Raw genomic sequence first — 25,189 nt, 5'->3', positions numbered from 1 at the left:
GCCGTGTGTGGTCCCCCCAGGAGATGGCCGCCTCAGCTCTGGGAGCCCGAGCGCAGCTTGGCCAGATCGGCCTTGACGGTGTTGATCGGGATGGCGAAGCCGAGGCCCACGCTGCCCGCGCTGGAGGAGTCCGAGCCGCTGGCCGAGGACGACGAGTACATCGCCGAGTTGATGCCGACGATGGCGCCGTTCATGTCGATCAGCGCGCCGCCGGAGTTGCCCGGGTTGAGGGACGCGTCGGTCTGGATCGCCTGGTAGGTGGTCGTGGAGGAGCCGGTGTCGCCGTTGAACTGCCGGCCGCCGAACTGGAACGGCCACTGGCCGCCGCCCTGCCCCTGCTCCTGGTCCTGACCCTGGCTCTCGTCGGTGGACACGGTCACGTCCCGGTGCAGCGCGGAGACGATGCCGCTGGTGACGGTGCCGGTCAGGCCCTCGGGGGAGCCGATCGCGACGACCTGGTCGCCGACCGCGACGCCGTCGCTGTTGCCGAGGGTGGCCGCCTTGAGGCCGGAGGCGCCCTCCAGCTTGATCAGGGCGAGGTCCTTGGAGCTGTCGGTGCCGACGACCTGGGCGGTGTAGGTCTTGCCGTCGCTGGTGCGCGCCTTGACCGACGAGGCGCCCGCGACGACGTGGTTGTTGGTGACGACCTCGCCGCCGCTGCTGATGACGACGCCGGAGCCGGTGGAGGTGCCGTTGGCGAGGGTGGCGGTGATCTCCACGACGCTCGGGCTGACCGCCTTGGCGATCGCGGAGATGCTGCCCCGCTGGCTGGTGGGCACCACGCTGGTCCCGGCGGAACTGGCGGCGACCGTGTCCTTGCCGGTCAGCTCCTGGAAGGCGAACGCGGTGCCGCCGCCGACGGCCGCCGCCGCGATCGCCACGGCGGCGAGCAGCGCGAGCGGCCCCTTGGCACGCTTCCGCGCAGCGGGAGCGGTGCCGCCGACCGGTGCGCCCGGCAGAAGAGCGGTGCCGCCATCGAAACCGCCACCGCCGTGACCGCCGCCGCCGTAACCGCCACCGTCGTAACCCCCGCCGTGACCACTGTGGCCGTACGCGGCCGTCGGCGCGGTGGCCGGGGGCTGCGCCGGAGGGTACGCCGGCGGGGGCGGCCACTCCGGGTCCACGGGGGTGGAGGCGTGCTGCTGCCGGTACGCGAACGGGTCCTGCCCGTCACCCTGGGGGTACTCGTACTCGCCGCTGCGGCGGATGCTCTCGGTCATGTCATTGAGAGTGACCCGGGATCATGAGAGCTTCCTGAGGCCCCCCTGAGAAGCCCGACAGAACCGCGTATGCCCGATATAAAGCCCCCCAGCGCCCCTACGGGACGGCCGGAAGAGCAGCCCCGCATGCGCGGGGACCACGCGTCGCGCCACGTGACGCGCAGGCGGGCAGTGGGACCACCCCCGCGTGCGCGGGGACCACTGCCCCGCCGACACCAACACGCAGGACCTGATGGGACCACCCCCGCATGCGCGGGGACCACGGGTGCGGGGTGCCCTCGTGCGGCCACTCGAAGGGACCACCCCCGCATGCGCAGGGACCACTTCAGCCGCTTCATCTGCACCGAGATGCGGTCGGGACCACCCCCGCATGCGCGGGGATCACTGCAAGGTCAGCATGAACGCGAGCGCTTCGGGGGGACCATCCCCGCATGCGCGGGGACCACAACCGTTTGGAGAACCTGGAGCTGTGGGTGAAGGGGCCACCCCCGCATGCACGGGGACCACGGCGCCAAGGGCCTCGACATGCCCCAGTACGCGGGACCACCCCCGCATGCGCGGGGACCACGACCTCGGCAAGCTCCTCTGGCTGGCCATCGGGGGACCACCCCCGCATGCGCGGGGACCACCGGTGGCACGTCAGCCTCCGTGTCCTCGGCGAGGGAACACCCCCGCATGCGCGGGGACCACCACCCGCTGGAACTGGGCCGAGTGGCCGCAGAGGGACCACCCCCGCATGCGCGGGGACCACGTCGGCCGGTACCGCAAGCTGATGATCGCGGAGGGACCACCCCCGCATGCGCGGGGACCACCGGGCGGTCGCGCCGGACATCCTGGACGGCGTCATGGACCACCCCCGCATGCGCGGGGACCACCGTGGGCTGAGGCCGAGTCAGCCCGGAGGAGCGGGACCACCCCCGCATGCGCGGGGACCACGTCCGGTTCAAGTCGAGCACGGTGGACGCCGAGGGACCACCCCCGCATGCGCGGGGACCACCTCACCTTTTCCAACGAGGAACTCTCGCTGCTGGGACCCCCCCCGCATGCGCGGGGACCACCCGGCGAGCAGTCGACCGAACAGGCCCTCGGGGGGACCACCCCCGCATGCGCGGGGATCACAGGAGCTGACCTGCGGTTATGTTATGCGGAGAGGTCGATTTTACCCGCTTTACCAAGACGCCGGCCCATATCCGCACCGCCTTCCGTTACCTCGGCGCACCCACCACCCGAAGCCGTTCCGCCCATCTCAGAAGAACTAACCGTGCCCGAAACAACCCCTACACGCACCCCCACACACCCCCCGCCCCGGCGGGATCAAGCGCACCCGCAAGACCTCCGCACCACCAGCCGCGACGGAAACACCTTCAGGCGTTCGCGCCGCGAGCCCGCGATGCGTAGGCCGTCGTCCAGGACGAGGTCCACCGCGGAGCGGGCCATCGCGGAGCGGTCGGAGGCGACCGTCGTCAGCGGCGGGTCCGCCAGTGCCGCCTCCTTGATGTCGTCGAACCCGGCCACCGCCAGCTCGCCCGGCACGTCGATGCGCAGCTCGCGCGCGGCCCGCAGCAGGCCGATCGCCTGGTCGTCGGTGGAGCAGAAGATCGCCGGCGGCCGGTGCGGCCCGGCCAGGACCTCCAGGCCCACCCGGTAGGCGTCGTAGCGGTTGTACGGGGCCTCGAACAGCCGGCCCTCGGTCGGCAGCCCGGCCTCGGCCATCGCGCGCCGCCAGCCTTCGACGTGGTCGGAGACCGGGTCGCCCACCGCGGGGGTGTCGGCGGTGCCGCCCATGCAGGCGACGTACTCGTAGCCGTGCTCCAGCAGGTGCCGTACGGCCAGCTGCGCGCCGCCGAGGTCGTCGGTGACGACGGCCACGTCGTCGATCGCCTCGGGCCGCTCGTGCAGCAGCACCACCCGCGCGTCCCAGGCGTCGATCTCCGCGGCGGCCAGGTCGTTGAGCGCGTGCGAGACGAGGATGAGCCCGGAGACGCGCATCCCGAGGAACGCGCGCAGATAGTGGACCTCGCGCTCGCCGACGTAGTCGGAGTTGCCGACGAGAACCATCTTGCCGCGCTCGGCGGCGGCCCACTCGACCGCGTGCGCCATCTCCCCGAAGAAGGGCTGGCGGGCGTCCGGGACGATCAGGCCTATGAGGTCGGTGCGCCGCGAGGCCATCGCCTGCGCCACCCGGTCGGGCCGGTACCCCAGTTCCTTGATCGCGGCGAGGACGCGCTCGCGCGTGGCCGGGGCGACCGGCCGGGGTCCGTTGTTGATGACGTAGCTGACCACGGCGGTGGAAGTCCCCGCCAGTCTCGCCACGTCGTCCCGAGTCACCTTTGCCACGCGCGGAGTCTACGCGGATGGACCCGCTTGCGGGCAGGGCGTATCACGCCTTGGATGTGCGGCCGCAACCGCCCTGCCGTGCGCCCGTCACGCCTCCGCGGCGACCTCCGTACGCGCCGCGCCCGCCGGGCCGGCCGCGGACTCGTCCGCCTCGCCCCGGTTCGCGCCGTCCGTGCCGCCTGCGCCGCCTGCGCCGCCCGCGCCGCCCGTCCCGTCCGCGCGGCCCGCCTTCGGCTTGGCCTTGCCCTTTGCCTCGTCCGCCGCCCGGTCGGCCTTCTCCGGGGTGACGAACCGGTAGCCGACGTTGCGGACCGTGCCGATCAGCGACTCGTGCTCGGGGCCGAGCTTGGCGCGCAGCCGCCGCACGTGCACGTCCACCGTGCGGGTGCCGCCGAAGTAGTCGTAGCCCCACACCTCCTGGAGGAGCTGGGCGCGGGTGAAGACGCGGCCCGGGTGCTGCGCGAGGTACTTCAGCAGCTCGAACTCCTTGAAGGTGAGGTCCAGCACCCGGCCCTTGAGCTTGGCGCTGTAGGTCGCCTCGTCCACGGACAGGTCGCCGTTGCGGATCTCCATGGGGGAGTCGTCGCCGCCGATGTGCTGGCGGCCCATCGCCAGCCGCAGCCGGGCCTCCACCTCGGCGGGGCCGGCCGTGTCCAGCAGCACGTCGTCGATGCCCCAGTCGGCGGTGACGGCCGCGAGACCGCCCTCCGTCACGACCAGGATCAGCGGACAGCCCGGCCCGGTGGAGCGCAGCAGCTGACACAGGCTGCGCACCTGCGGCAGGTCGCGCCGCCCGTCGATCAGGATCACGTCGGCGCCCGGCGTGTCGACGAGCGCGGGGCCCTCGGCGGGGGCCACGCGTACGTTGTGGAGCAGCAGACCGAGGGCGGGAAGCACCTCCGTCGACGGCTGCAGGGCGTTGGTCAGCAGCAGCAGAGAACTCATCGCGTCCCACCTGCCCGGGTCACGCGTTCTTCGTGCACGGTTCGCTCGTCCATGGCGTTCGGTTCCTCCTCGGGTCCCTGCGAGGACGTCTGCGGCACTCATCGTCGCTTCGTCGTGGTGCGGGTCCCGCGCCCCTGGGACCCGCCGCGGATCCCGGGAATCCCGGAGGAACCCCAAGAGCCACCGCGCCTCAGGAACGCCGTACACCTGCGGTTTCCCGCGTCGTATACAACGCTTCCCGAAAGCACAAAAGGACCCGGGGGCTTCGCTGCCCGAGTCCTCTTCCCAGCAGAATAGCCGACATGAGCGGGGATTCGGCAGGTCATGTGGCGCGTTCAACGGCGGCGCCGGGGTCCGGGGCGGCGGCGCGGACACGTGTCAGGAGGTTTCTGCGCACCGCCGACGGGGTGGCGGTCGACGCCCTCTACGAGCCCGGGGCGGCCGGGCGAGGGGTGGCCGCGGGACATCCCGGCGACCCCTCGGGGACATCTGACGTCGATCACGTGTTCGTGATCGCACACGGTTTCACGGGCGATCTGGACCGGCCGCACGTACGCCGGGCGGCGCGGGCCTTCGCCCGGCACGGGGCCGTGGTGACCTTCTCCTTCCGCGGCCACGGGGCCTCCGGGGGCCGCTCCACGGTCGGCGACCGGGAGGTGCTGGACCTGGCGGCGGCGGTGGCGTGGGCGCGCGGCTTCGGGCACTCGCGCGTGACGACCGTCGGCTTCTCCATGGGCGGCTCGGTGGTCCTGCGGCACGCGGCGCTGTACGGCGGCCCCGGCGGCGAGGCGGGCACGGCGGGCGGGGCGCTGTACGGCGGCCCCGGCCGCGAGGCGGGCAGGGCCGGGAAAGCGGCGACGGACGCCACGGACGCCACGGACGCGACGGACGCCACGGACGCGGCGGACGCGGCGGGGCGCGCGGAGGCGCGCGAGGGCGCTTCGGCGACGGAGGCGGCGCGGGCGGGGGCGCGCGAGGAGGCCGCCGGGAGCCCCGGCGCCGACGCGCGGACGGACGCCGTGATCTCGGTGAGCGCGCCGGCCCGCTGGTACTACCGCGGCACCGCCCCCATGCGCCGCCTGCACTGGCTCGTCATGCGCCCCACCGGCCGCCTGGTCGGCCGCTGGGGCCTGCGCACCCGCATCCACCACCGCGAGTGGGACCCGGTCCCGCTGTCCCCGGTGGCGGCGGCCGCGCGGATCGCGCCCGTGCCGCTGCTGATCGTGCACGGCGACCGGGACGCCTACTTCCCGCTCGACCACCCGCGCATGCTGGCCGCGGCCGCCGGTGACCACGGCGAACTGTGGCTGGAGCCCGGCATGGGCCACGCCGAGACCGCCGCCCCCGACCCCCTCCTGGACCGGATGGCGCGCTGGGCGATCGCACAGGCGGGCTAAACAGGGCCTAGCCTGATCCCTGTCCATGGCCGGTTCACCACCGGACGACCGACGACTTTCGAGGAACGGGATGGCAAAGGTCACGGTGCGCTACTGGGCGGCGGCGAAGGCCGCGGCCCAGGTCGCCGAGGAGCCGTTCGAGGCGGAGACGCTCGCCGAGGCGCTCGACGCCGTGCGCGAGCGGCACCCGGGCGAGCTCGCGCGCGTCCTGCTGCGCTGCTCGTTCATCGTCGACGGCGACCCGGTGGGAACGCGCGGGCATGAGACCGTACGGCTGATCGAGGGCGGCACGGTCGAGGTGCTCCCGCCGTTCGCAGGAGGGTGAGCATGACCGACCGGCCGTATGAGACGCCGCAGGAGGGCGCGTACGGGACGGGCCCCCACGAGGGGTACGACCCGTACGCACAGCAGTACCAGCAGCAGTACCCGCAGGGACAGCAGCACGTTCAGCAGTACCCCCAGGGACAGCACCCGCAGGCGCACGCTCAGCAGCAGCATCCGCAGGCGCACGCGCAGCAGTACCCGCAGAACCACTCCCAGCAGTACCCCCAGCAGCAGCCGCCCCAGGCACCGCAGCACCCCCAGCAGCACCCCCAGGGGCACTCCCAGGCGTGGCCCGGGCAGCAGCAGGCGTACGGCGACCCGCACGCCGACGACCTCCAGTACACGCAGGAGTGGCAGGGGCAGACCTGGGAGACCCAGACCTACAGCCGCATCGACGCCACGGCGGAACCGGCGGCCCCCACGGCCTACATGGCCCCGCTGAACCACCTGGACCACCTGGACCACCTGGACCACCAGACCCCCGCCGCAGCGCCCGCGCCCGCCCCCGCGCAACCGCAGACAGCCCAGCCCCAGCCAGCCCAGCCCCAGACGGCCCGCCCGCAGCCCACGGCAGCCTCCATGGCTCCCGCAGCCCCCACGGCCCCCGCCGGCAACTCCGGCGACGGCTCCGAGCCCGGCTACGGTCCCGCCACCCTCGGCGGCAACGCCCGCGTCACCGACGCGCAGCGGGCCCGCGCCGAGGGCCGCTCGCCGATCATCGAGCCGGGCATGCAGCCCGCCGCGCTCACCGCGCTGCTGGGGCTGCTGCTGGCCGGTGCGGCGCAGGTCGGCACGTACGCGCTGCTCGTCCCGCTGGTGCTGCTGCAGGCCGTGACGGCCGCGGGCTGGTTCCGGCTGAACGGCATGTGGCCGGCCCGGCAGGGCATCGCCCTCGGCTTCGCGGGCGCGCTCGTCTGCGACGCGGCGGTGCTCGGGACGGGCCGCGACCACGCGCCCGCGGCGATCCTCGGCACCCTCGGCGTCTGGGTGCTGCTCTCCCTGGTCCTCCAGCTGCGCTCGCACGCCGACCCGGACGAGCGGATGTACGGCCTGATGGCGACCGTCGCGGCGGCGGCGCTGGCGATCCTCGCGACCGGCTACCTCGCGGGCGGCGCGGACGCGGTCACGGTCGGCGCGGCCTCGGCCGCGGTGGCCGTCCTGGCCCGCGCCCTGCCGCTGCCGACGGCGGCCTCGGTGGTCGTCGCCCTGCTCGCGGCGGCGGGAGCGGGCATCGCGGTGGGCGGCGTGACGGACCTGGGGTCGAAGGGCGCGGTGCTCGGCGCGGGCGCGGCGGTGTGCGCGCTGATCGGCCACCGCGCGGCGAGCTACGACTACCCCTCCCGCTTCGTCCACTTCACCGCCGGCGTCGCCCTGCCCCTGACGGCCGCGGCCCCGGTGGTGTGGGTGCTGGGCCGGGCCATCGGATGACGCGGGTCACTGCCACGGGTCATCGGCGGTGACTGCCGCAGGTCGTCGCCGGTGACCGCCGCAGGTCGTCGCCGGTGGCTGTCACAGGCCATCGCCGGTGACTGTCACAGGTGATCGACAATTCTCCGGCCGGGTTGACGGCCGGGGCTAGGCTCGCGGCGGGCGGCCGGCCGGTCGCCGGGGACCCAGAGTGGGGGAACACCGGATGCGCGCGCTGCGAGTCCTTCTGATCGTCGTCGTGATCCTGGGAGTGCTGTTCGTCGTGGTCGACCGGGTCGCGGTGTACTTCGCGGAGGACCAGGCGGCGGACAAGCTCAGGACCACGCAGAACCTGGCCGAGACCCCCGACGTGTCCATCAAGGGCTTCCCCTTCCTCACCCAGGTGGCGAGCGGCGAGCTGGACGACGTCGAGGTCGGCATCAAGCACTACGAGGCGGACACCGGCAAGGACGGCCAGAAGATCCGCATCGACGATCTGAAGGCCGACATGCGGGACGTGACGTTCTCCGGCGACTACAGCTCGGCCACCGCCGCCAGCGCCACCGGCACAGCGACCATCTCCTACAGCGAGCTGCTGAAGACGGCCAAGTCGGAGCCGACGCAGCTCCTGCCCGGGGTGACCACGCAGGTGATCGGCCTGTCGAACGGCGGCAACGGCAAGATCAAGGTGGCCCTCAAGGTCTCGGTGCTGCCCCAGCCGGTCTACGTGCTCAGTTCGGTGGCCGTCCAGGGCAACAAGATGAAGGTGACGGCCGACGGCCTGCCCAAGTTCGGCGGTCTGAGCCTGGCCGAGGACCGGGTCCGCTCGATCACCGACTTCCAGCAGGCCATCGACCAGCTGCCCGGCGGCATCCAGCTGGACTCGGTGCGGGCGGCGGCGGACGGCGTCGAGATCGCGGTGAAGGGTTCGAACGTCAAACTGGCCGGGTAGGAGCCCCGCGGTTGTCCGACAGGCGAGACGCCCTCGTCCGCACGGCAGATGCGCACCCCCTCACCGGGGCCGAGCAGCGGCGGGGGCGACCACGGCACACCCCCGCACCCGGCCCCGATCCCAGCATCCGGACGATCCCGTCTCATCATGCGACACGCCGGTGACATGGCCGCCTGTCCCTCCCTACGATCGTCATCATGAAGCGACAGGCGGATCTCACGAAGCGGCGGGCAGTGGACCTGTGCCGCGTTGCCGCCATGCTCTGTCGCTCCTTCTGAGCGGGGGCTCCGCCTCCGTATCCCCGCCGGCCCCGCCGCCCGATCCGGGGCCGTCCGCGCGCCACGCACACCGACGCCGGTCCGTGCCCCCGCGCGCGCCCCTCGCACTCGCACGCCCCGCCGTAACTGCCCCGGAGGAGATAGAGCATGAGCCGCAGCGACGTACTGGTCGACGCCGACTGGGTCCAGGAGCACCTGGACGACCCGAGCATCGCCATCGTCGAGGTGGACGAGGACACGTCCGCGTACGACAAGAACCACATCAAGAACGCCATCCGCATCGACTGGACCAAGGACCTCCAGGACCCGGTCCGCCGCGACTTCGTCGACCAGGCCGGCTTCGAGAAGCTGCTGTCGGAGAAGGGCATCGCCAACGACCACACCGTGGTCCTGTACGGCGGCAACAACAACTGGTTCGCGTCCTACGCCTACTGGTACTTCAAGCTGTACGGCCACGAGAACGTCAAGCTCCTCGACGGCGGCCGCAAGAAGTGGGAGCTGGACGCCCGCGAGCTGGTCGACGGCACGGACGTGCCCGAGCGCCCGAAGACCGAGTACAAGGCCAAGCCGCAGGACACCTCGATCCGCGCCTTCCGCGACGACGTGGTCAAGGCCATCGGCGTGCAGAACCTGGTCGACGTCCGCTCGCCCGACGAGTTCTCCGGCAAGCTGCTCGCCCCGGCCCACCTGCCGCAGGAGCAGTCGCAGCGCCCGGGCCACGTCCCGTCCGCCGCGAACATCCCGTGGTCGAAGAACGCCAACGACGACGGCACCTTCAAGTCGGACGAGGAGCTGAAGAAGCTCTACGCCGAGGAGAACGTCGACCTGGCCAAGGACACCATCGCCTACTGCCGCATCGGTGAGCGCTCCGCGCTGACCTGGTTCGTGCTGCACGAGCTGCTCGGCGTGCCGAACGTCAAGAACTACGACGGCTCCTGGACCGAGTACGGCTCCCTCGTGGGCGTGCCGATCGAGCTGGGTTCCGGCAAGTAGTCCCCCGACCCGACCGACCCCCAAGACCCCTCAACAGGAGTACGACATGTGCGGAGCGAAGGCCGGCGGCCCCGACGCCTCGACGATCAAGCCCGGTGAGACGACGATCCAGGGCCAGGTGACCCGCGACGGCGAGCCCGTGACGGGCTACGTCCGCCTGCTGGACTCGACCGGCGAGTTCACCGCGGAGGTCCCCACCTCCGCCACCGGCCAGTTCCGGTTCTACGCGGCCGAGGGCACCTGGACCGTCCGGGCCCTGGTCCCCGGCGGCACCGCCGACCGCACGGTCGTGGCCCAGAAGGGCGGCCTCGCGGAGGTCGCGATCGCGGTCTGAGATCGCGGGTCCGGACCGTGGTCCAAGACCCCGGTCCACCGCACTGAGCGCGGAAGGGCCGCACCCCTCGGGTTGGACGCCTGGGGTGCGGCCCTTCGGCATGCCCGCCCGGCGGACACCGCCCTACTCTGGAGTCATGTACGCACGTCGGCGGCATCAGTACTTCGCCATGATGGGCATCTGCATCACGCTGTTCGTCCTGGCCTGGGGCGTGGTGCGCATCTGGTCGGTGCCCGCGGCGGTCGGCATGTGCCTGTTCGCCATGGTGATCCCGCCGGTGGCCGCCATCGTCGCCAACCGCCGAGGCCCCGACGACCGCTGGTGGGACGACCCGTCCGGCGACCCGAAGTCCGACGAGTGGTGGGACGAGCTGGACGGCAAGAAACGCCACTGACGCGGGCGCCCGCTCAGTAGACGAGCGCCTGCGTCTCCTCGCCGAGCGCCTCCTGCACGAAGACCTGCGCCCCCGCGATCCGCACGCCCTCCAGGACGTCCTGCTCCGTGATGTCGCGCCGGGCCGCGCACTGCGTGCACAGGGTGACGCGGCCGGCCGCGAGGATCGAGTCGATCAGCTCGGGCAGCGGCGCCGCGTGCGGCAGCTCGAACTCGGCGGCGCGGCCCGGCAGCGCGAACCAGGACGACTCCCCGGTCAGCCACAGCGACACGTCCACGCCGCTGGCCACGGCCACCGCCGCGACCGTGAACGCCTGCGAGCACCGCTCGGGCGCGTCCGCCCCCGCCGTCACCTTGATCACGAGCTTCTTCGCCATGCCGGAAGCGTAGCCGCCACCACGGCGGCCAGGAGACTCGCGAGGCAGAGGAGGGTAAGCAGGCCGGACCAGAAGGCGTCGTCACGGCGGTGCCGGCCGCCGCGCCGGTGACTTCGGCGGCGCGGGTGCGGAGTGCCGCGCGTCACCCGTCGTGCTCCTGCCGCCGGTGGCGGCGCAGCAGGACGTTCGCGTCCGTCTCCGCGCTGGCGTCTCCCTCCGCGCGGGCGATGTGCCGCTCCGCGTCCAGCGCCTCGCAGACCGCGCAGCCGCGTACGGGCAGCGGCGGGCGGGTCGTGTCCTCCGGGACGGTGGCGCCCGCCCGGGCCGCCCGGGTGCGGTCGTTGGCCGCGCGGACGCCCGCGGTGAGGCGTTCCTCGGGCGTCGCGGGCCGCAGCGCCGAGGGGTCGGCCTGCCACTCACGGCCGCCGCCGACGGGCCGCAGCATGGCGTAGGGACCTGAGCGGTCCCGGTACTCGCCTACCGCGGCGCGCGCCGGGTCGTAGAGGAGTGCTCCGGGCTCGAAGGATGCTGCGGACTCCGCCCTCATGGTTTCGCTCCATTCATCCAACTTCTATACAGATTGCGACACTTGCACTACTCTGCGTGGTGTGGGCTGTATCGAGGATGGCCCAGGTACGGGGGCGGCACACCGTTGACGAGCGGTTCTTCGTCGCCCGGGAGCGTTAGTTCCACAAATTCCACAGCGCTGGCGTGGAGGGGACGGAGGGTGCGATGCCGCCGAGGCGGGTGATCACGGGCCGGAGCCAGGAACCGAGGCAGCGGTTCGCGGAGGAGCTGCGGTTACTGCGGGCGGCGAAGGCGGATTCGCTGCGCGAGCTGGGCGACAAGGTCGGCTGGGACTGGTCCCTGTTCGGCAAGATGGAGAACGGCCACACGCTGGGCAGCCCCGAGGTGGTCCAGGCGCTCGACCAGTACTACGGGACGCCGGGCCTGCTGCTGGCCCTGTGGGAGCTGGCGATGGCCGACCCGACGCAGTTCAAGGAGCGGTACCGGCGGTACATGGTGCTGGAGGCCGGGGCCGTGAGCATGTGGCAGTACGCGCCGAGTCTGCTTCCGGGTCTGCTGCAAACTCCGGAATATGCGCGTGAGCTGCTCATGGAAGGCGGGCTCAAAGGAGACGAGCTGGAAGCACAGGTCGAGGCGCGAGTGGGGAGGCGTGAGGCGCTACTCAGAGACGATCCGCCCCAGTTCCGCGCCATCATCTCCGAGGCTGTGCTGCGCAGCCCACTCGAGGAACCCGATGAGTGGCAGGCGCAGCTTGAGCACCTGGACATGATGGGGCATCGCCTCAACATCACCATTCAGGTGCTGCCGTCGTCCGCCGGCCTGCACGCCCTGTCGAACACTGACACCATGCTGCTCCGAGGCGCGGACGGCCAGACCGTGGCCTGGATCGAGACCGGCTACTCAGGTGAATTGGTCCAGGAATCAGCAGCCGTCGAACGTCTACAGCTCCGATACGATCGGGTACGCGATGCGGCCCTAACTCCGGACCTGTCGCGGCAGTTCATCGAACGGATGCTGGAGGAAGCGCCATGCGAGCCATTGACCTGAGCACAGTGACGTGGCGCAAGAGCAGCTACAGCAATCAGGACGGCGGCAACTGCATCGAGGTCTCCGACGACCTTCTGAACACCGCTGAGTGGCGCAAGAGCAGCTACAGCAACCAGGACGGCGGGCAGTGCCTGGAGGTCGCCGACAACCTCCCCTCCGTCGTCCCCGTCAGGGACAGCAAGGACCCCGCCCGCGGAGCGCTCCTCTTCCACGCCGGGGTGTGGAACCGGTTCGTGAGCGGAGTGAAGGACGGCGGCCTGCGGGGCTGACCCCGCACAGCGCACCTCATAGAGAGGGCCGGAGCCCGGCCGACTAAGCTGGGCACCGGCCCTCTGTGTACGCACGTACCGCACCGCGCTCGACAAGGAGCAACCGTGGAGATCTTCTTCGAAACCCTGCTGGTCCTGGTCTGCGTCGGCGTCCTCGCCTTCGCCTACCTGACCGTGAAGAAGCTGTACCAGGGCCAGCGCTGACCCCGAACAGGAACCGCCGCTCATGATCGAGATCCCGTCCGACCTCCACAAGGACCTGGTCCCCCTCGCCTTCCTGCTGGGCGACTGGGCCGGCGCCGGTGTGCACGACTTCCCGGGCTCCGAGAAGTGCAACTTCGGCCAGGAAGTCACCTTCTCCCACGACGGCCGGGACTTCCTGGAGTACCACTCCCGTACCTGGGTGCTGGACAACGACGGCAACAAGGTGCGCCCGCTGGAGACCGAGTCCGGCTTCTGGCGGATCGGCGCGGACCGCAAGGTCGAGGTGACGATGACCCGCGACGACGGCGTCATCGAGATCTGGTACGGCGAGATGGCCGACAAGAAGCCGCAGATCGACCTGGTCACCGACGCCGTCGCGCGCACCGCCGACTCCGCCCCCTACTCCGGCGGCAAGCGGCTGTACGGCTACGTCAAGAGCGACCTCATGTGGGTCGGCGAGAAGCAGACCCCCGAGGTCGAGCTGCGCCCCTACATGTCCGCGCACCTCAAGAAGGTCGTCACCCCCGAGGAGGTCGAGCGCTGGGCCAAGGCCCTCCCGGACGACCTGCCGGACGACGGCATCGCCTTCTTCAAGTAGCCGCCGCAAGGAGCCGCTGTCCGAACAGTCGCCGTTCGAGTGGTCGCTCTTCGCGTACTCGCCCTCCGGTGGTCCTAGACTCTGGGGTGTGGTGAGCACCGACTGGAAGAGCGACCTCAGGCAGCGCGGCTACCGGCTGACGCCGCAGCGGCAACTCGTGCTCGAAGCGGTGGACACCCTGGAGCACGCGACCCCCGACGACATCCTCGGCGAGGTGCGCAAGACCGCCTCGGGGGTCAACATCTCCACGGTGTACCGGACCCTGGAGCTGCTGGAGGAACTGGGCCTGGTCAGCCACGCCCACCTCGGCCACGGCGCCCCCACCTACCACCTCGCCGACCGCCACCACCACCTGCACCTGGTCTGCCGCGACTGCGAGAACGTCATCGAGGCCGACGTCGAGGTGGCCGCCGAGTTCACCGCCAAGCTGCGCGAGCAGTTCGGGTTCGACACCGACATGAAGCACTTCGCGATCTTCGGCCGGTGCGAGGACTGCACGCTGAAGAGTTCAACTACCACGTCGTAGGCTGGCCGTATGAAGAGCCCCCTGCTGTCGCTGCCCGGAGCCGTCGCCGCCGAGGGCGTGGACGAAGGCGTCGCCGCCCACTACGGCGACCTGTTCCGCGAGCAGCGCGCCCTCGCGGACGGCACCGGCTTCGTCGACCTGTCCCACCGAGGCGTCGTCACCGTCTCCGGCGAGGACCGGCTCGGCTGGCTGCACCTGCTGCTCACCCAGCACGTCAGCGAGCTGCCCGCCGGCCAGGCCACCGAGGCGCTGATCCTGTCCGCGCACGGCCACATCGAGCACGCGCTCTACCTCGTGGACGACGGCGAGACGGTCTGGGCGCACGTGGAGCCCGGCACCCAGGAAGCGCTGATCGCCTACCTGGAGTCGATGAAGTTCTTCTACCGGGTCGAGGTCGCCGACCGCACCGCCGACACCGCCGTCGTGCACCTGCCGGCCGGCTCCATCGCCGAGGTCCCGGACGGCGTCGTCGTACGGGAGACCGCGCACGGCCGCGACCTGTTCCTGCCCCGCGAGGACCTGGAGACGTACGCCGAGAAGACCGGCCCGCCCGCCGGGATCCTCGCCCACGAGGCCCTGCGCGTCGAGCAGCACCGGCCCCGCCTCGGCTTCGAGACCGACCACCGCACCATCCCGCACGAACTGGGCTGGATCGGCGCCGCCGTGCACCTCCAGAAGGGCTGCTACCGCGGCCAGGAGACCGTCGCCCGGGTGCAGAACCTCGGCAAGCCGCCGCGCCGCCTGGTCTTCCTGCACCTCGACGGCAGCGACGTGCACCTGCCGCCGCACGGCACGGAGATCCGCCTCGCCGACGAGGGCCCCGACGGCCGCAAGGTCGGCGTGATCACCACCTCGGTGCGCCACTACGAGCTGGGCCCGGTCGCCCTCGCCGTGATCAAGCGGAACGTCCCCGTGGACGCCCGGCTGACGGCCGGGGACACGGCGGCGGCCCAGGAGACCGTCGTAGAGCCGTAGGACTCACGCGTGCGTACGGCCCGGCGCTTCTTTTCCCGAAGGGCCGGGCCGTACGGCGCTCACATCTCCAGAAGCACGGTGAACGGGCCGTCGTTCGTCAGCGACACCCGCATCTGTGCCCCGAACCGGCCCGTCGCCACCGTCGCGCCGAGCGCCCGCAACTGCGCGACCACCTCCTCGACGAGCGGCTCGGCGACCTCGCCGGGCGCCGCCGCGTTCCAGGTGGGACGGCGGCCCTTGCGGGCGTCGCCGTACAGCGTGAACTGGCTGATCACCAGCAGCGGGGCGTCCACGTCGCTGCACGAGCGCTCCTCGCTCAGCATCCGGATCGACCACAGCTTGCGGGCGAGCTGCGCCGCCTTCTCCTCGGTGTCCTCGTGGGTGACCCCGACCAGGACGCACAGCCCCTCGCCCTCGATCGCCCCCACCGTCTCGCCGTCCACGACGACGCTCGCGCCGTCCACCCTCTGCACCACTGCACGCATGCCGACCATGATGCCGCGCGACCGGACGCGCTCCCCCGGCGGGCCGGTGCGTCCATATCGTGCTTCTTTCTGATCCGTAACCCCCCATCTGGGGGTGATCGGGCGCACTCGTTCACATACGGGCCACTTGGGGTGGCACGATGCTTCCGTACGCGCCGGTCGAGGGGACGGGTTGAGGCTCATGAGCACATCGAGTACCGAGCAGCAGGCGCAGCCCGGAGCGCTCTCGCCGCTCCGCGCGGCGGTCGCGGAGGCCCACCGGCCGCCGGTGCAGCGCACCGACAGCCCGCCGCTGCCGTCGGAACCGACAGCCGCCGGGACGGCCCCGCTCGCGGAGGCGGCACCGGCCTCGGAACCGCTGCCGGACGCCGGTCCGGCCGAGCCCGGACTCACCGCGTCCAGCCTGCCCGAGCTGCGCGCCCTGCGCCGGCGGGCCCAGCGCGACGAGGCCGATCTCAGTTACGTGCGGCGGCTGCTCCAGGGGCGGATCGACATCCTGCGCGCGGAGCTGGCCCGGCGCGGTGCGCAGGCCGGCAGCGGCGCGGCGACCGCCTCCGGGACCGGGAGCGGGGCCGGCGGCGGGACCGGGGACGAACCGGAGGGCGGGGCCGGGTCCGGGGCGGCCGGGGCGGGGCTCACCTCCGTCGTGCACGCCGGTCAGGGACCCGTCGTGGACCGGCTCGCGGAGATCCTGAAGGACGCGCCCGCCCGGCAGCGTTCCTCCGCCCGGCACGTCACCCTCGGCACCCCGCAGAGCGAGGAGGTGCGGCGGCTGGCCGCCGAGATGCTCGGCGAGGTCGAGCTGTCCGACCTGGACGCCCGCACCGATCTCGAACTCCGGGCGGCCATGGGCCGGTTGGTGCGGTACGAGCAGCAGGTGTCCCGGCGCAGGCAGCGGCTCCAGCGCACGGCGGACGACTGCAGCGCGGAGATCGCCCGCCGCTACCGCGACGGCGAGGCCCAGGTGGACGACCTGCTGACCTGAACCGGCGGGAGCCGCAGCCCGACGACGGCACGCGGCGGTCCGGGCGGCGGGGCCGGGCGGCGGGGCCGGGCGGCGGGGCCGGGGAAAAGCCCGCGACACCCCCGCCCGCCTCCGCCTACCGTCGGGGCCATGACTGGCGCCCGCCCCCGCATCGACGTACGCCCCATCACCGAGACCGAGATCCCCGACTGGATCCGCGCGCTGAACACCGGCTTCCTGCGGTCCCCGGCCGTCGCCGAGACCGAGATCGCCGACCGCACGTCCTACCTGGTGCCCGAGCGCACCCTCGGCGCGTTCGACGACGGCCGCTGTGTGGCGACGTTCCGCTCCGTCGCGCAGGAGCTGACCGTCGTCGGGGGCGCGACCGTCCCCACCGACGCCGTCACCAACGTCTCCGTCACCGCCACCCACCGCCGCCGCGGCCTGCTGACCCGGATGATGGGCCAGGACCTGGCCGCGGCGAAGGAACGCGGCGACGTCGCCGCCACCCTGATCTCCGCCGAGTACCCGATCTACGGCCGTTTCGGCTTCGGCCCCGCCACCTGGGCCACCGAGTGGACGGTGGACCTCACCCGGGCCGGTCTCGATCCGCGCCGCCCGGACCCCGAGGACGGCGGCCGGATCGACCTCGTGGACGGCGACGACGTGCGCAAGCTCGGCCCCGAGCTGTTCGAGCGGCTGCGCCGCCTCCAGCCCGGCGCGGTCGACAGGACCGACCGGTGGTGGCAGGTCAACACCGGGGCGGTGCGCCTGGACCGGCAGCAGTGGACCGAGCCCTTCCACGCCGTCCACCGCGCGGCGGACGGCACGGTCGACGGCCTGGTGACGTACGCGTGCGACGACACCTGGGGCGACGCCAAGCAGCCGTTGAACACGGCCACCGTGCGGGACCTGATCGCGGTGACCCCGGCCGCCGAGCGCGCCCTGTGGCGGTACGTGTGCTCGATCGACTGGGTGGTGCGGGTCAAGAGCGGCTGGCGCGCGCCCGACGACGTGCTCCCGCTGCTCCTGCCGGACCCGCGCGCGGCCGTGATCACCACGCAGGCGGACTGGCTGTGGGTGCGCGTCCTCGACGTGGTGAAGGCCCTGGAAGCGCGCACCTACGACACGGAGGGCGCGCTGGTGCTGGAGGTCGTGGACCGGGCCGGGCCGGCCGGCGGCCGGTGGCGGCTGGAGGCGTCGGCGGCCGGGGCGTCCTGCACGCCGACGACCGTAAGCGCCGATCTGACGCTGGACGTGGCGGAGTTGGCGCCGCTGTGGCTCGGCGACGAGTCGGCGGTGCGGCTCGCGGCGCTCGGCCGGGTCCGGGAAGAACGAGCGGGCGCCGCCCGTGTGGCCGACGCCCTGCTGCGTACGTCCAGGCGGCCGTGGTGCCCGGACATCTTCTGAACGCTCCTTCCGGCCTTCGGCGGTGACAGGGATGACGCATCCGTAGCGTGCTGCCGCAGCGGTGGTGCCGGTACGGCGAGTGGTGCTGTTCTGTTGTGGCGGTGCGTGGTGACGGTCTTCGGTTGTGGCTGTGCCCGCTGTTCGGTTGTCGGTGTTCGGTTGTGGCTGTGCCCGCTGTTCGGTTGTGGCTGTGCCGGTCGTGTCGGCGGTGCGGGTCGTGCTGTCGCGGACCGGGTTCCCGGCTCCCCTCCAGGAGAGGAACCTGGTCCTGCGGCGTCTCGTCTGTCACCCTGGTGGCCAACCGGTGAAGGTCTGAACCATGTCGTCCAAGTTGGCTACCAACTTCCTTCTTTCTTATCTCCACTTGGGCGGGCCGCATAACCACCTTGTGGCGAACTTCCGTAAGATGGCGGGAAGTTGTTCCCTGCCGTGTCCCCGCTCGCCCGCTTCCTCGGTGAACCGCCCCGCGGGCCGTGACCCGGGGGCCGGAACCGGCCAAGGTCACCGCACCGACCCGGCGAACAGGGTCAGCAGCACCACCGCCCCGGCGAAGCCCACGGCCGGGTTGCGGGCCTTGACGCCGACGGAGAGCAGCAGCAGTCCGACGAAGCCCCACGTGCCGTACTTCCACTGGACGATCTGCTCAAGGCCGGCGGCGGAGAGGGCGGACAGAAGAGCGGGAGCGAGCACGGGTTTCCCCCTTCGGATGTGCGTGGGCGGAACGGGACGGAGCACTTGGCGAGCGAGGGGATGAAATCCCCGCCAACTGAACCGAGTTGGCGACCAACTCTAGGGAAGTTGTCCCCACTTGGCGGCCAGTCCTAAACAACTCCCAAACAACTGCCGTGAGATGGATCAAAGTTGTAGCGTTTTGGTCGTGACCCAGGAGAACGCGCAGGAGACCGCGCAGGAGCACACGGCGGTGAACGGCAGCCGGCGCAGCCCGTCGGCCCAGGAGATCGCCGAGACACTGCGCGAGCGGATCCGCACGGGCGACCTCAAACCGGGCGACCGCCTGCCCACCCAGGCCGAACTCGCCGACGAGTTCGGAGTGGAGCGCGGCGCCGTCCGCCAGGCCCTGCGGGCACTCCAGGACGACGGCCTGCTCAGCAACGTCAGCAAGGGCAGCCCGCCGAGGATCGCCGAGGCCGCCCCCGTGCGCGAGGAGCCCCAGCCGGCCCTGGTGGGCCTCGCCCCGCGGCTGACGGACGCGTTCGCGGCGCGGCGGGTGCGCATCGACGTGGTGTGCCACACGGCCGAGACGCTGATGGTGGCGCTGAGCGAGCCGATGCGGCTGATCCACGAGGACCGGCTGCGCCCCGAGGGCATCGAGGTGCGCGTCCTCGTGCCGTCCCGGGACATCTCCCTCGCCTTCCCCGTCTCCGTCACGGGCGACGGCGAGGAGGACACCGTGATCCACCGGCGCTGGCTCCAGATGCGCGACGCGCAGGCGCAGGTGCTGCGGCACAACCTCATGTCCCTGCGCTCCACCCACGGCATCGACGTCCGCGTCACCTTCCGCGCGCTGCCCTTCACCCCGCCGGTCAAGCTCTACCTGCTCAACGGTGACGAGGCGCTGCTGGGCTACTACACGCTCACCCGGCGGGAAGAGGGCTGGGGGGAGGAGATGCTGGACATGTTCGACGCGCTGGGCTCCAAGTCCCTGCTGTTCTCGTTCGTCCGGAGCGCCGGCCGCCGCGACGCCATGTTCGTCGCCGAGTCCCAGAAGTGGTTCGACGCGCTGTGGGGGACCATCACGACGGAACTGTCGTTCGCGTAGCCGCCGTCACGGCGCCCGTGGGTCACGGTGGCCGTAGGTCACGGCGCCCGCGGGTCCCGGGTCCCGGTGGCCGCGGGTCCCGGGACCCGCAGGTCACGGTGGCCGTAGGTCCCGGTGGCCGTGGGTCCCGGTGCCCGCAGGTCACGGTGGCCGTGGGGTCCTTAGAGTCCCGGTAGCCGCAGTCCTGCAGGGACGGTAGTGGCGCGGGCGGGCCTGGAGCAACGGGATTTCGCCGCACTAGGGTCGCGGACGTGATCACTTCGAGCACGGGAACCGGCCCCGCCGTCGGCGGCTTCCGGGACGTCCCCACCACGACCCTCGCCGACCTGCTGGGCCGCGCCCACGTCATGGACATCGGCATCCGCCCGCTGTGGGGGCCGGTGCCGCGCGTGGCCGGACCGGCGTTCACGGTGCGGTGCCCGCCCGGCGACAACCTGATGCTGCACGCCGCCATCCACCGGGCCGCCCCCGGCACGGTGATCGTGGTGGAGTCCGGCGACCTCGACTACGCGCTGGCCGGCGGCAACGTGTGCGCGGTGGCGCAGCGCCGGGGCGTGGCCGCGTTCGTCGCCGACGGCCTGATCCGCGACCTCGGCGAGGTACGGGACGCGGGCTTCCCCGTCTTCGCCCGCGGGATCATCCCCATCCCGGGCGCCAAGTCGGCCGTGACCCCGCTGAACGAGCGGGTGCGCTGCGGCGGGGTCGAGGTCGAGGCGGGTGATGTCGTGGTGGCCGACGAGGAGGGCGTCGTCACGGTCCCGGCGGCCCGCGCCGAGGAGATCCTCACCGCCGCCCGCACCCGCCTCGCCAAGGAGGCCACCCAGACCCTGGACGACTGGGAGACCTCCCACCGAGCCCGCATCGACGCCCTCCTGAGCGAGGGCGGCCACGAGGACAAGGCCTGACGCGTCGACGCGGGCGGTTCGCGGCCGCCCCCGGTGATGCCGGGGGCGGTGCTGAGCGCGGTTACTTCGGGGCGACGAGCATGTGTTCGGCGCCGAAGGTGGCGCCGGTGTGGGTGTACATGGTGGTCTCACCGTCGGACCAGCGGACGACCAGGTCGTCAGGCCAGCCGTTGGAGTCGTAACTGCCCGCCGTCATCACCGAGTCGTGGGACCAGATGCTGCCGGACGGAGCCATCCGGACCTCCTTGCCGACGCCGCCGGGGCCGGTCTCCTGGAACTGGGAGATCCTTCCGTCGGACCAGCGCACCAGGGTGTCCCAGTTGTTTCCGCCGGTGAAGTCGCCCGCGGTCACCAAGGTGGCGTCCTTCCAGGCGCTCTTCGGCTTCATCAGCTGGTGTTCGGTGCCGAAGCCCTTGTCGCCGACGGCGGTGTAGTCGGTGACCTCACCGTCGCTCCAGCGCACGAGCAGGTCGGAGACGTACTTCGCCGTTCCGAAACTGCCCCCGGTGATCTGGTCGGCATGGCTCCAGACGGATCCGGCGCCGGCCAGTTCGATCCCGCCGTCGACTCCTCTGGCGCCGACGTCGGGCAGGAGCCTGACCTCGCCGGAGTCGAACACCACCAGCAGGTCCGAGCCGTTGCCGCCGGAGAAGTCCCCGCCGGTGAGGGACTTGGCGTCCTTCCACCTGCCGTGGGGCGCGGCCAGCCGGCGCTCACCGGTGAAGCCGCCGTTGCCGTCGCCCGTGTACAGGGTGACCTCACCGTCGGTCCAGACCACGATCAGGTCGCCCTTGCCGTCACCGGTGTACTCGCCCGAGGCCATCAGCTTGGCATGGGACCAGGTGTCACCGCCGCCCATGGAGTACGGCAGCGGCGGCTGGACGTAGGGGGTGTCGCGCCGGACGGGACGGTCGTTCTTCGCCTCGTCGTAGAGGCGGAAGAACCAGTCGCCGTGCATCGGGCTGTACGTGAGCCAGTCGACGTTCGCGTCGTTGCCGCCGCCGTTGTACCCGCCGACGTTCCCGATGATCTCACCGGTGCCCTTCGCCCAGTCCACCTTGGAGAACCAGGGGCCGCCGGAGACGCCGCCCCACATGCCACGGCACTTGGCCTGGATCTGGTAGAAGCCGGGCAGCGCCTCCGTCTGCGTCGGGCAGCGGACGGGGTGGTCCTCGGGGTCGTGGCTGGAGGGGTAGCCGACCATCGTGACCTTGTTCAGGTAACCGGGCGTGCGCACCAGTGTGTTGGCGCCCACCACATCCTGTGCCTGCTTGCCGCTGCTGGACTTGGCGAGCCGGCCGAAGGCGAAGTCCAGGTCCGAGACAGGCTTCTTGGTGTTGTGCTCGTACCGGTTGTCGGAGAACCAGCCGGTGATCCGGTAGAAGCCGAACGGCTGCTTGTCCAGGGTCCGTTCGGCGGTGTACATGGGAACGAAGACGGCCTTCTTGCCCCCGGAGCAGTGCCCGGCGGTCAGGATGAGGTCGTGGCCCGGGCTCTCCACCACGCTGGCGGAGCAGGAATGGGCGTGCATCGTCTCGGTGGTCGGGTCCGTCGTGTACGAGAAGGTCGCGCCGACGGACTTCAGCCCGAGGACGTGCTCCGCGGTCGGCATGGCGGCCGCCGCCGCGGCGGCGGAGCCGGCCGGAGCGGATCGGCGCGGCGGGGCCTTGGGGCTCTGGCGCAAGCCGTGTGCGGGCAGGGCCGGGTCGGTGGCCGAGGCCATCCGCTCAGGCGTCCAGAAGCGGACGGCGTCCGCGTCCGACCAGTCGCCGTCGCCGCCCTCCGCGCCGTCGCCGTCCTCCGCGCCGGTGGGGCCGCCGCTCGGGCTCGCCGACGCGGACGCGGAGGCGGAGGGGGAGGGGGAAGCGGTCTGGGCAGTGGAGGGCGCGTGCGGGGCGGCGGAAGCGGTCCGGGCGGTGGACGGGGCGTCCGCCGAGGGGGGAGCGGTCGGGTTGGTGGACGGCGCGTGCGAGGAGGCGGCCGACGGGACGGCCGGGGGCGTGGACGCCGCGGATGACCGCGGTACGTCCCCGGGCTGGGCGTGGGCGACCGCCGTTCCGCTCGTCAGGAGCAGGGCGACTCCGGCCGCCGTGGCCATCAGACCCGGTATTCGTCTGGGAAAGGTGTGCAAGAGAACGCTCTCTGGATCATGGGACGACTACAGCCCGCTCCGGATCGCGAAGACCGGGGCGGGCGAAGGAAGGCCGAGCGGACCGGCGCGCCCCGGAGGACCGCGGGAACCGGCGTCCCGGCGGCGGGAAGCGGCCGGAGACCGCACTACGCGGTGGCTTCGGACCTGCGGGCGCGACGACGGAGCACGAACGCGCCGCCGCCCATGACGAGGGCCGCGCCCCCGGCCGCGACGGCGCCGATGACCGCCGGGGAGGGACCTTCGGCGACGGGATCGCCCACGATGGTGACGTGCTGCCGGGTGGTCTGCCGGCCGTGATGGCTGACCACGGTGAGCGTGTAACGGCCCTGGGGCACGTCGGCCCGCAGCCGGGCGTGACCGGCGTAGACCGTGCCGCCGTCGTCGCACTTGCATCCGGGGTCGTCCGCGCTGTGGGTCCGGATGGTCACCGGAGCGTCGAAGAGGGGCGAGGTGACGGTCAGCGAGTGTTCCCCGTCATCCGCCCTGAGGTCGGTGAGGACCAGCCGGACGTCACTGCCCGGCCGCAGGGAGGCGGGGGTGTCGCCGCCGGGGAAGGCGTCCGCCGGGCCGATGACGAACCGGTGGATCTCACCGGTGCCCTCGGCCGCGACCTTCATCCGCGCGGTGGCGACGACACGACCGTGGCTGGTCGCGGTGACCGGGTAGGTGCCGGCGCGCAGGCCGGAACGGACGTGGTGGTCCGATCCCACCTGGGCGGCCTGCGCCGAGCCCTTCTCCACCGGGACCAGGGTGATCGGCTCCCGCAGCGCCGGGGAAGTGACCTCGACCTCGTCCCACCCCGGCGGCATTCCCCGGACGCTGAACGCGACCGAGTCGCCCGCCTCCAGGATCCTGTTCTGGGGCGTGAAGTAGGTCAGGCGGACGGCTGCGGACGCGTCTCCGTCCCGTACCGGGCCCGCCTCCGCGGCCGACGCCCCCGAGGCCGCTCCGCCCAGCAGGGCGGCTGAGACGAGACCGGCGGCGCCCACAGCCCGCACTGCGTTCCGGAACAACGTTCCCCCTTCGACTCCCCTGGGACCGAGAAGCGGCTGAGTTGGTCCGGCTCATCGCTCGCACAGTCGCCCAGGAAGAGGGCGAAAGCCCCCCGAGGGTTGCCCGCGAACACGGGCCGGGCGGCAGGACGCGGCCGACCCGAAGGCCCTGTCGGCGGCCGACCGCCACCCCCCGTACACGATCGGTTGCCGGCTATCAGCTGCTGAGGTCGAACACGCCCCACGCGGTGAACGGCTCGGCCTGGACGTAGATCCTGCTTCCTCGGCTGACGACCCGGCGGTGGCCGGGAGCGGGGCCGTCGGGCAGGGTGAGCAGGCCGACGTCCGTCGGCTCGACAGAGGTTTCGGTGAGTTCTCCGCGGGCGAGCCGGTCCCGCTCCTCGCGGTAGCCGCCGTAGAAGGCGACTCGCTCGCCGTGGACGGCCACCGCCTTGGCGCCCCGTACGCGGTTCGCCCGCACGGTCACGGGCCGGTCGGGCCGGTCGGGGCGTATCTCGACGAGCGGGAAGTCCGTGTAGGGGCACGCCCAGGCGGCGGTGCCCGACACGTTCAGGGCGTAGCAGTCGTAGAGACCGGGGATGTGGGCGTCGTCCGACGTCCAGGTGAGCCGGCCCGTGGAGCTCCAGCGGCGGATTCCCTCCGGGTTCTCGTCGAAGTGCCCGACCCAGATATGGCCGGCCTCGTCGACGAGCAGGTGCTCGATGGCGTCCCCGACGGAGAAGGACGAGGTCTCGCGCCCGAGCGCGTCGAAGACCTGGACCTGGTCCGCGTCCTCGTACCGGCGGGTGCGGGACGTGGCGACGACGAACCCGCCGTCCGGCAGGCGGTCCAGGTGCGGCCAGCGGGCGCGCACGGCGCTCAGCTCGGTGAGTTCGACGTCGCCGCCCGGATGGACGGAGACGACCAGCGCGTCGAAGGGCGCGACATCGCCGCCGCGTTGCGGAGCACGTTCGGCAAGCAGCCAGTGTGCGGCGCCGAAGACGTCGACGGTGCTGGTCAGGACGTGGCGGTCGTGGTGCGCTCGGGGGAGGTGGGCGTAAGGGATTAGGGCGGTCTTCTGCACGGGCGGGCTCTCCTTGGTGGGCGGTCACGGCCATCGGGTTGCGGTGAGCGGCGGCCGGCGGCCCGCGAGGGGTGGAGAGCGGGGCGGGGCGCCTAGACGGCATGGCCCTTTCTGATCGTCATGGGCTGATCATCGCCAACCTCCGAGCCCATGACAAACCCTTTCAGCGCCCGCCCTCACCGATCGACGAAACCGCCCAGGTCAGCCCGACGAGCGCCGCCCTGCCCGCCAACTCGGATACACAGCACGACAAGTCCCGTGCTGCTCGGACAGAGCCGGTGCTCAGTCACAGGCCGGCCGTGTGCGGGCGCGC

The 25,189-nt window shown here is 72.2% G+C and carries 27 protein-coding genes and 1 CRISPR repeat array; of the genes, 17 read left to right on the top strand and 10 right to left on the bottom strand.

Annotated elements, in window-relative coordinates:
* Nucleotides 1-32: 32 nt before the first annotated feature.
* From K7787_RS13320 to K7787_RS13310, 3 genes are all read right to left on the bottom strand, one after another.
* Nucleotides 33-1,220, bottom strand: coding sequence for a S1C family serine protease (locus K7787_RS13320; protein WP_223001517.1), 1,188 nt, complete (start codon nucleotides 1,218-1,220; stop codon nucleotides 33-35).
* 173 nt (nucleotides 1,221-1,393) lie between these two features.
* A CRISPR array of direct repeats spans nucleotides 1,394-2,339; the repeat unit is 29 nt; unit sequence GGGACCACCCCCGCATGCGCGGGGACCAC.
* A gap of 195 nt (nucleotides 2,340-2,534) precedes the next feature.
* On the bottom strand, nucleotides 2,535-3,557 hold the full coding sequence (locus K7787_RS13315; RefSeq protein ID WP_078624897.1) for a LacI family DNA-binding transcriptional regulator: 1,023 nt from the start codon (nucleotides 3,555-3,557) through the stop codon (nucleotides 2,535-2,537).
* A gap of 87 nt (nucleotides 3,558-3,644) precedes the next feature.
* Nucleotides 3,645-4,502 carry a winged helix-turn-helix transcriptional regulator gene (locus K7787_RS13310; protein ID WP_223001516.1) on the bottom strand — a complete coding sequence of 286 codons (858 nt, stop codon included), beginning with the start codon at nucleotides 4,500-4,502 and terminating at the stop codon, nucleotides 3,645-3,647.
* Nucleotides 4,503-4,804: 302 nt separating this feature from the next.
* Here K7787_RS13310 and K7787_RS13305 point away from each other — a divergent pair, with 302 nt between their 5' ends.
* The 8 genes from K7787_RS13305 (at nucleotide 4,805) to K7787_RS13275 (ending at nucleotide 10,581) form a co-directional block, all read left to right on the top strand.
* Nucleotides 4,805-5,899 carry an alpha/beta hydrolase gene (locus K7787_RS13305; protein WP_247720840.1) on the top strand — a complete coding sequence of 365 codons (1,095 nt, stop codon included), beginning with the start codon at nucleotides 4,805-4,807 and terminating at the stop codon, nucleotides 5,897-5,899.
* A 70-nt stretch (nucleotides 5,900-5,969) separates the two neighbouring features.
* Nucleotides 5,970-6,224 (top strand): MoaD/ThiS family protein, encoded by a 255-nt coding sequence (locus tag K7787_RS13300; RefSeq protein WP_164394141.1) that lies wholly within the window; start codon nucleotides 5,970-5,972, stop codon nucleotides 6,222-6,224.
* A 2-nt stretch (nucleotides 6,225-6,226) separates the two neighbouring features.
* Complete coding sequence (locus K7787_RS13295; RefSeq protein ID WP_223001515.1) at nucleotides 6,227-7,651, top strand: hypothetical protein; 1,425 nt, start codon at nucleotides 6,227-6,229, stop codon at nucleotides 7,649-7,651.
* A 205-nt stretch (nucleotides 7,652-7,856) separates the two neighbouring features.
* Entirely contained in the window at nucleotides 7,857-8,582 is a 726-nt protein-coding gene (locus K7787_RS13290; RefSeq protein WP_164394145.1) for an LmeA family phospholipid-binding protein, read from the top strand.
* Nucleotides 8,583-8,779: 197 nt separating this feature from the next.
* Nucleotides 8,780-8,860 (top strand): putative leader peptide, encoded by an 81-nt coding sequence (locus K7787_RS32435; protein WP_351515640.1) that lies wholly within the window; start codon nucleotides 8,780-8,782, stop codon nucleotides 8,858-8,860.
* Nucleotides 8,861-9,007: 147 nt separating this feature from the next.
* The gene (locus tag K7787_RS13285; RefSeq protein ID WP_009189359.1) at nucleotides 9,008-9,853 is read left to right on the top strand and encodes a sulfurtransferase; all 846 of its coding nucleotides are present in this window, start codon (nucleotides 9,008-9,010) and stop codon (nucleotides 9,851-9,853) included.
* Nucleotides 9,854-9,899: 46 nt separating this feature from the next.
* Entirely contained in the window at nucleotides 9,900-10,187 is a 288-nt protein-coding gene (locus K7787_RS13280; RefSeq protein WP_009189358.1) for a DUF1416 domain-containing protein, read from the top strand.
* A gap of 136 nt (nucleotides 10,188-10,323) precedes the next feature.
* Nucleotides 10,324-10,581, top strand: coding sequence for a DUF3099 domain-containing protein (locus K7787_RS13275; protein WP_019982687.1), 258 nt, complete (start codon nucleotides 10,324-10,326; stop codon nucleotides 10,579-10,581).
* A gap of 13 nt (nucleotides 10,582-10,594) precedes the next feature.
* Here K7787_RS13275 and K7787_RS13270 read toward each other — a convergent pair whose 3' ends face one another.
* Nucleotides 10,595-10,957, bottom strand: a complete 363-nt coding sequence (locus K7787_RS13270; RefSeq protein WP_223001514.1) for a DsrE family protein — start codon at nucleotides 10,955-10,957, stop codon at nucleotides 10,595-10,597.
* 142 nt (nucleotides 10,958-11,099) lie between these two features.
* Entirely contained in the window at nucleotides 11,100-11,504 is a 405-nt protein-coding gene (locus K7787_RS13265) for a hypothetical protein (RefSeq protein WP_164394147.1), read from the bottom strand.
* Nucleotides 11,505-11,689: 185 nt separating this feature from the next.
* Between K7787_RS13265 and K7787_RS13260 the strand changes: the two genes are divergently transcribed.
* From K7787_RS13260 to ygfZ, 5 genes are all read left to right on the top strand, one after another.
* On the top strand, nucleotides 11,690-12,532 hold the full coding sequence (locus tag K7787_RS13260; protein ID WP_223001536.1) for a helix-turn-helix domain-containing protein: 843 nt from the start codon (nucleotides 11,690-11,692) through the stop codon (nucleotides 12,530-12,532).
* Nucleotides 12,514-12,801, top strand: coding sequence for a DUF397 domain-containing protein (locus K7787_RS13255; protein ID WP_223001513.1), 288 nt, complete (start codon nucleotides 12,514-12,516; stop codon nucleotides 12,799-12,801). The genes K7787_RS13260 and K7787_RS13255 overlap by 19 nt, the downstream gene beginning before the upstream one ends.
* A 226-nt stretch (nucleotides 12,802-13,027) precedes the next feature.
* Nucleotides 13,028-13,603 carry a heme-binding beta-barrel domain-containing protein gene (locus K7787_RS13250; protein WP_009189352.1) on the top strand — a complete coding sequence of 192 codons (576 nt, stop codon included), beginning with the start codon at nucleotides 13,028-13,030 and terminating at the stop codon, nucleotides 13,601-13,603.
* A gap of 88 nt (nucleotides 13,604-13,691) precedes the next feature.
* The gene (locus K7787_RS13245) at nucleotides 13,692-14,129 is read left to right on the top strand and encodes a Fur family transcriptional regulator (RefSeq protein WP_009189351.1); all 438 of its coding nucleotides are present in this window, start codon (nucleotides 13,692-13,694) and stop codon (nucleotides 14,127-14,129) included.
* Between the two features lie 9 nt (nucleotides 14,130-14,138).
* Complete coding sequence (ygfZ, locus tag K7787_RS13240) at nucleotides 14,139-15,104, top strand: CAF17-like 4Fe-4S cluster assembly/insertion protein YgfZ (RefSeq protein ID WP_009189350.1); 966 nt, start codon at nucleotides 14,139-14,141, stop codon at nucleotides 15,102-15,104.
* Between the two features lie 59 nt (nucleotides 15,105-15,163).
* Here the strand turns inward: ygfZ and dtd are convergent, their stop codons facing one another.
* On the bottom strand, nucleotides 15,164-15,589 hold the full coding sequence (gene dtd, locus K7787_RS13235; RefSeq protein WP_223001512.1) for a D-aminoacyl-tRNA deacylase: 426 nt from the start codon (nucleotides 15,587-15,589) through the stop codon (nucleotides 15,164-15,166).
* Nucleotides 15,590-15,770: 181 nt separating this feature from the next.
* On the opposite strand from dtd, the gene K7787_RS13230 reads away from it, so the two are divergent.
* Nucleotides 15,771-16,574, top strand: coding sequence for an RsiG family protein (locus tag K7787_RS13230; RefSeq protein ID WP_223001511.1), 804 nt, complete (start codon nucleotides 15,771-15,773; stop codon nucleotides 16,572-16,574).
* A 129-nt stretch (nucleotides 16,575-16,703) separates the two neighbouring features.
* Nucleotides 16,704-17,963 carry a GNAT family N-acetyltransferase gene (locus K7787_RS13225; RefSeq protein WP_223001510.1) on the top strand — a complete coding sequence of 420 codons (1,260 nt, stop codon included), beginning with the start codon at nucleotides 16,704-16,706 and terminating at the stop codon, nucleotides 17,961-17,963.
* A 501-nt stretch (nucleotides 17,964-18,464) separates the two neighbouring features.
* On the opposite strand, the gene K7787_RS13220 is transcribed toward K7787_RS13225, so the two are convergent.
* Nucleotides 18,465-18,653: a hypothetical protein gene (locus tag K7787_RS13220; protein WP_164391339.1), complete on the bottom strand. Its 189-nt coding sequence runs from the start codon at nucleotides 18,651-18,653 to the stop codon at nucleotides 18,465-18,467.
* Nucleotides 18,654-18,834: 181 nt separating this feature from the next.
* Here K7787_RS13220 and K7787_RS13215 point away from each other — a divergent pair, with 181 nt between their 5' ends.
* Nucleotides 18,835-19,743, top strand: coding sequence for a winged helix-turn-helix domain-containing protein (locus tag K7787_RS13215; protein WP_223001509.1), 909 nt, complete (start codon nucleotides 18,835-18,837; stop codon nucleotides 19,741-19,743).
* 251 nt (nucleotides 19,744-19,994) lie between these two features.
* Entirely contained in the window at nucleotides 19,995-20,648 is a 654-nt protein-coding gene (locus tag K7787_RS13210; RefSeq protein WP_223001508.1) for an RraA family protein, read from the top strand.
* A gap of 61 nt (nucleotides 20,649-20,709) precedes the next feature.
* Here the strand turns inward: K7787_RS13210 and K7787_RS13205 are convergent, their stop codons facing one another.
* The 3 genes from K7787_RS13205 to K7787_RS13195 all read right to left on the bottom strand — a co-directional run bounded on the left by K7787_RS13205 (nucleotide 20,710) and on the right by K7787_RS13195 (nucleotide 24,876).
* Nucleotides 20,710-22,746, bottom strand: a complete 2,037-nt coding sequence (locus K7787_RS13205) for a trypsin-like serine peptidase (protein ID WP_247720839.1) — start codon at nucleotides 22,744-22,746, stop codon at nucleotides 20,710-20,712.
* Between the two features lie 179 nt (nucleotides 22,747-22,925).
* Nucleotides 22,926-23,813, bottom strand: coding sequence for a hypothetical protein (locus K7787_RS13200; protein ID WP_247720838.1), 888 nt, complete (start codon nucleotides 23,811-23,813; stop codon nucleotides 22,926-22,928).
* Between the two features lie 196 nt (nucleotides 23,814-24,009).
* Entirely contained in the window at nucleotides 24,010-24,876 is an 867-nt protein-coding gene (locus K7787_RS13195; protein WP_223001507.1) for a hypothetical protein, read from the bottom strand.
* Nucleotides 24,877-25,189: the final 313 nt, after the last annotated feature.

The organism is Streptomyces sennicomposti (assembly GCF_019890635.1).
GTDB classification, from domain to species: Bacteria; Actinomycetota; Actinomycetes; order Streptomycetales; family Streptomycetaceae; genus Streptomyces; species Streptomyces sennicomposti.
Note: the sequence above shows the minus strand (reverse complement) of the source record. Positions and strands in the feature narration are given on the sequence as shown.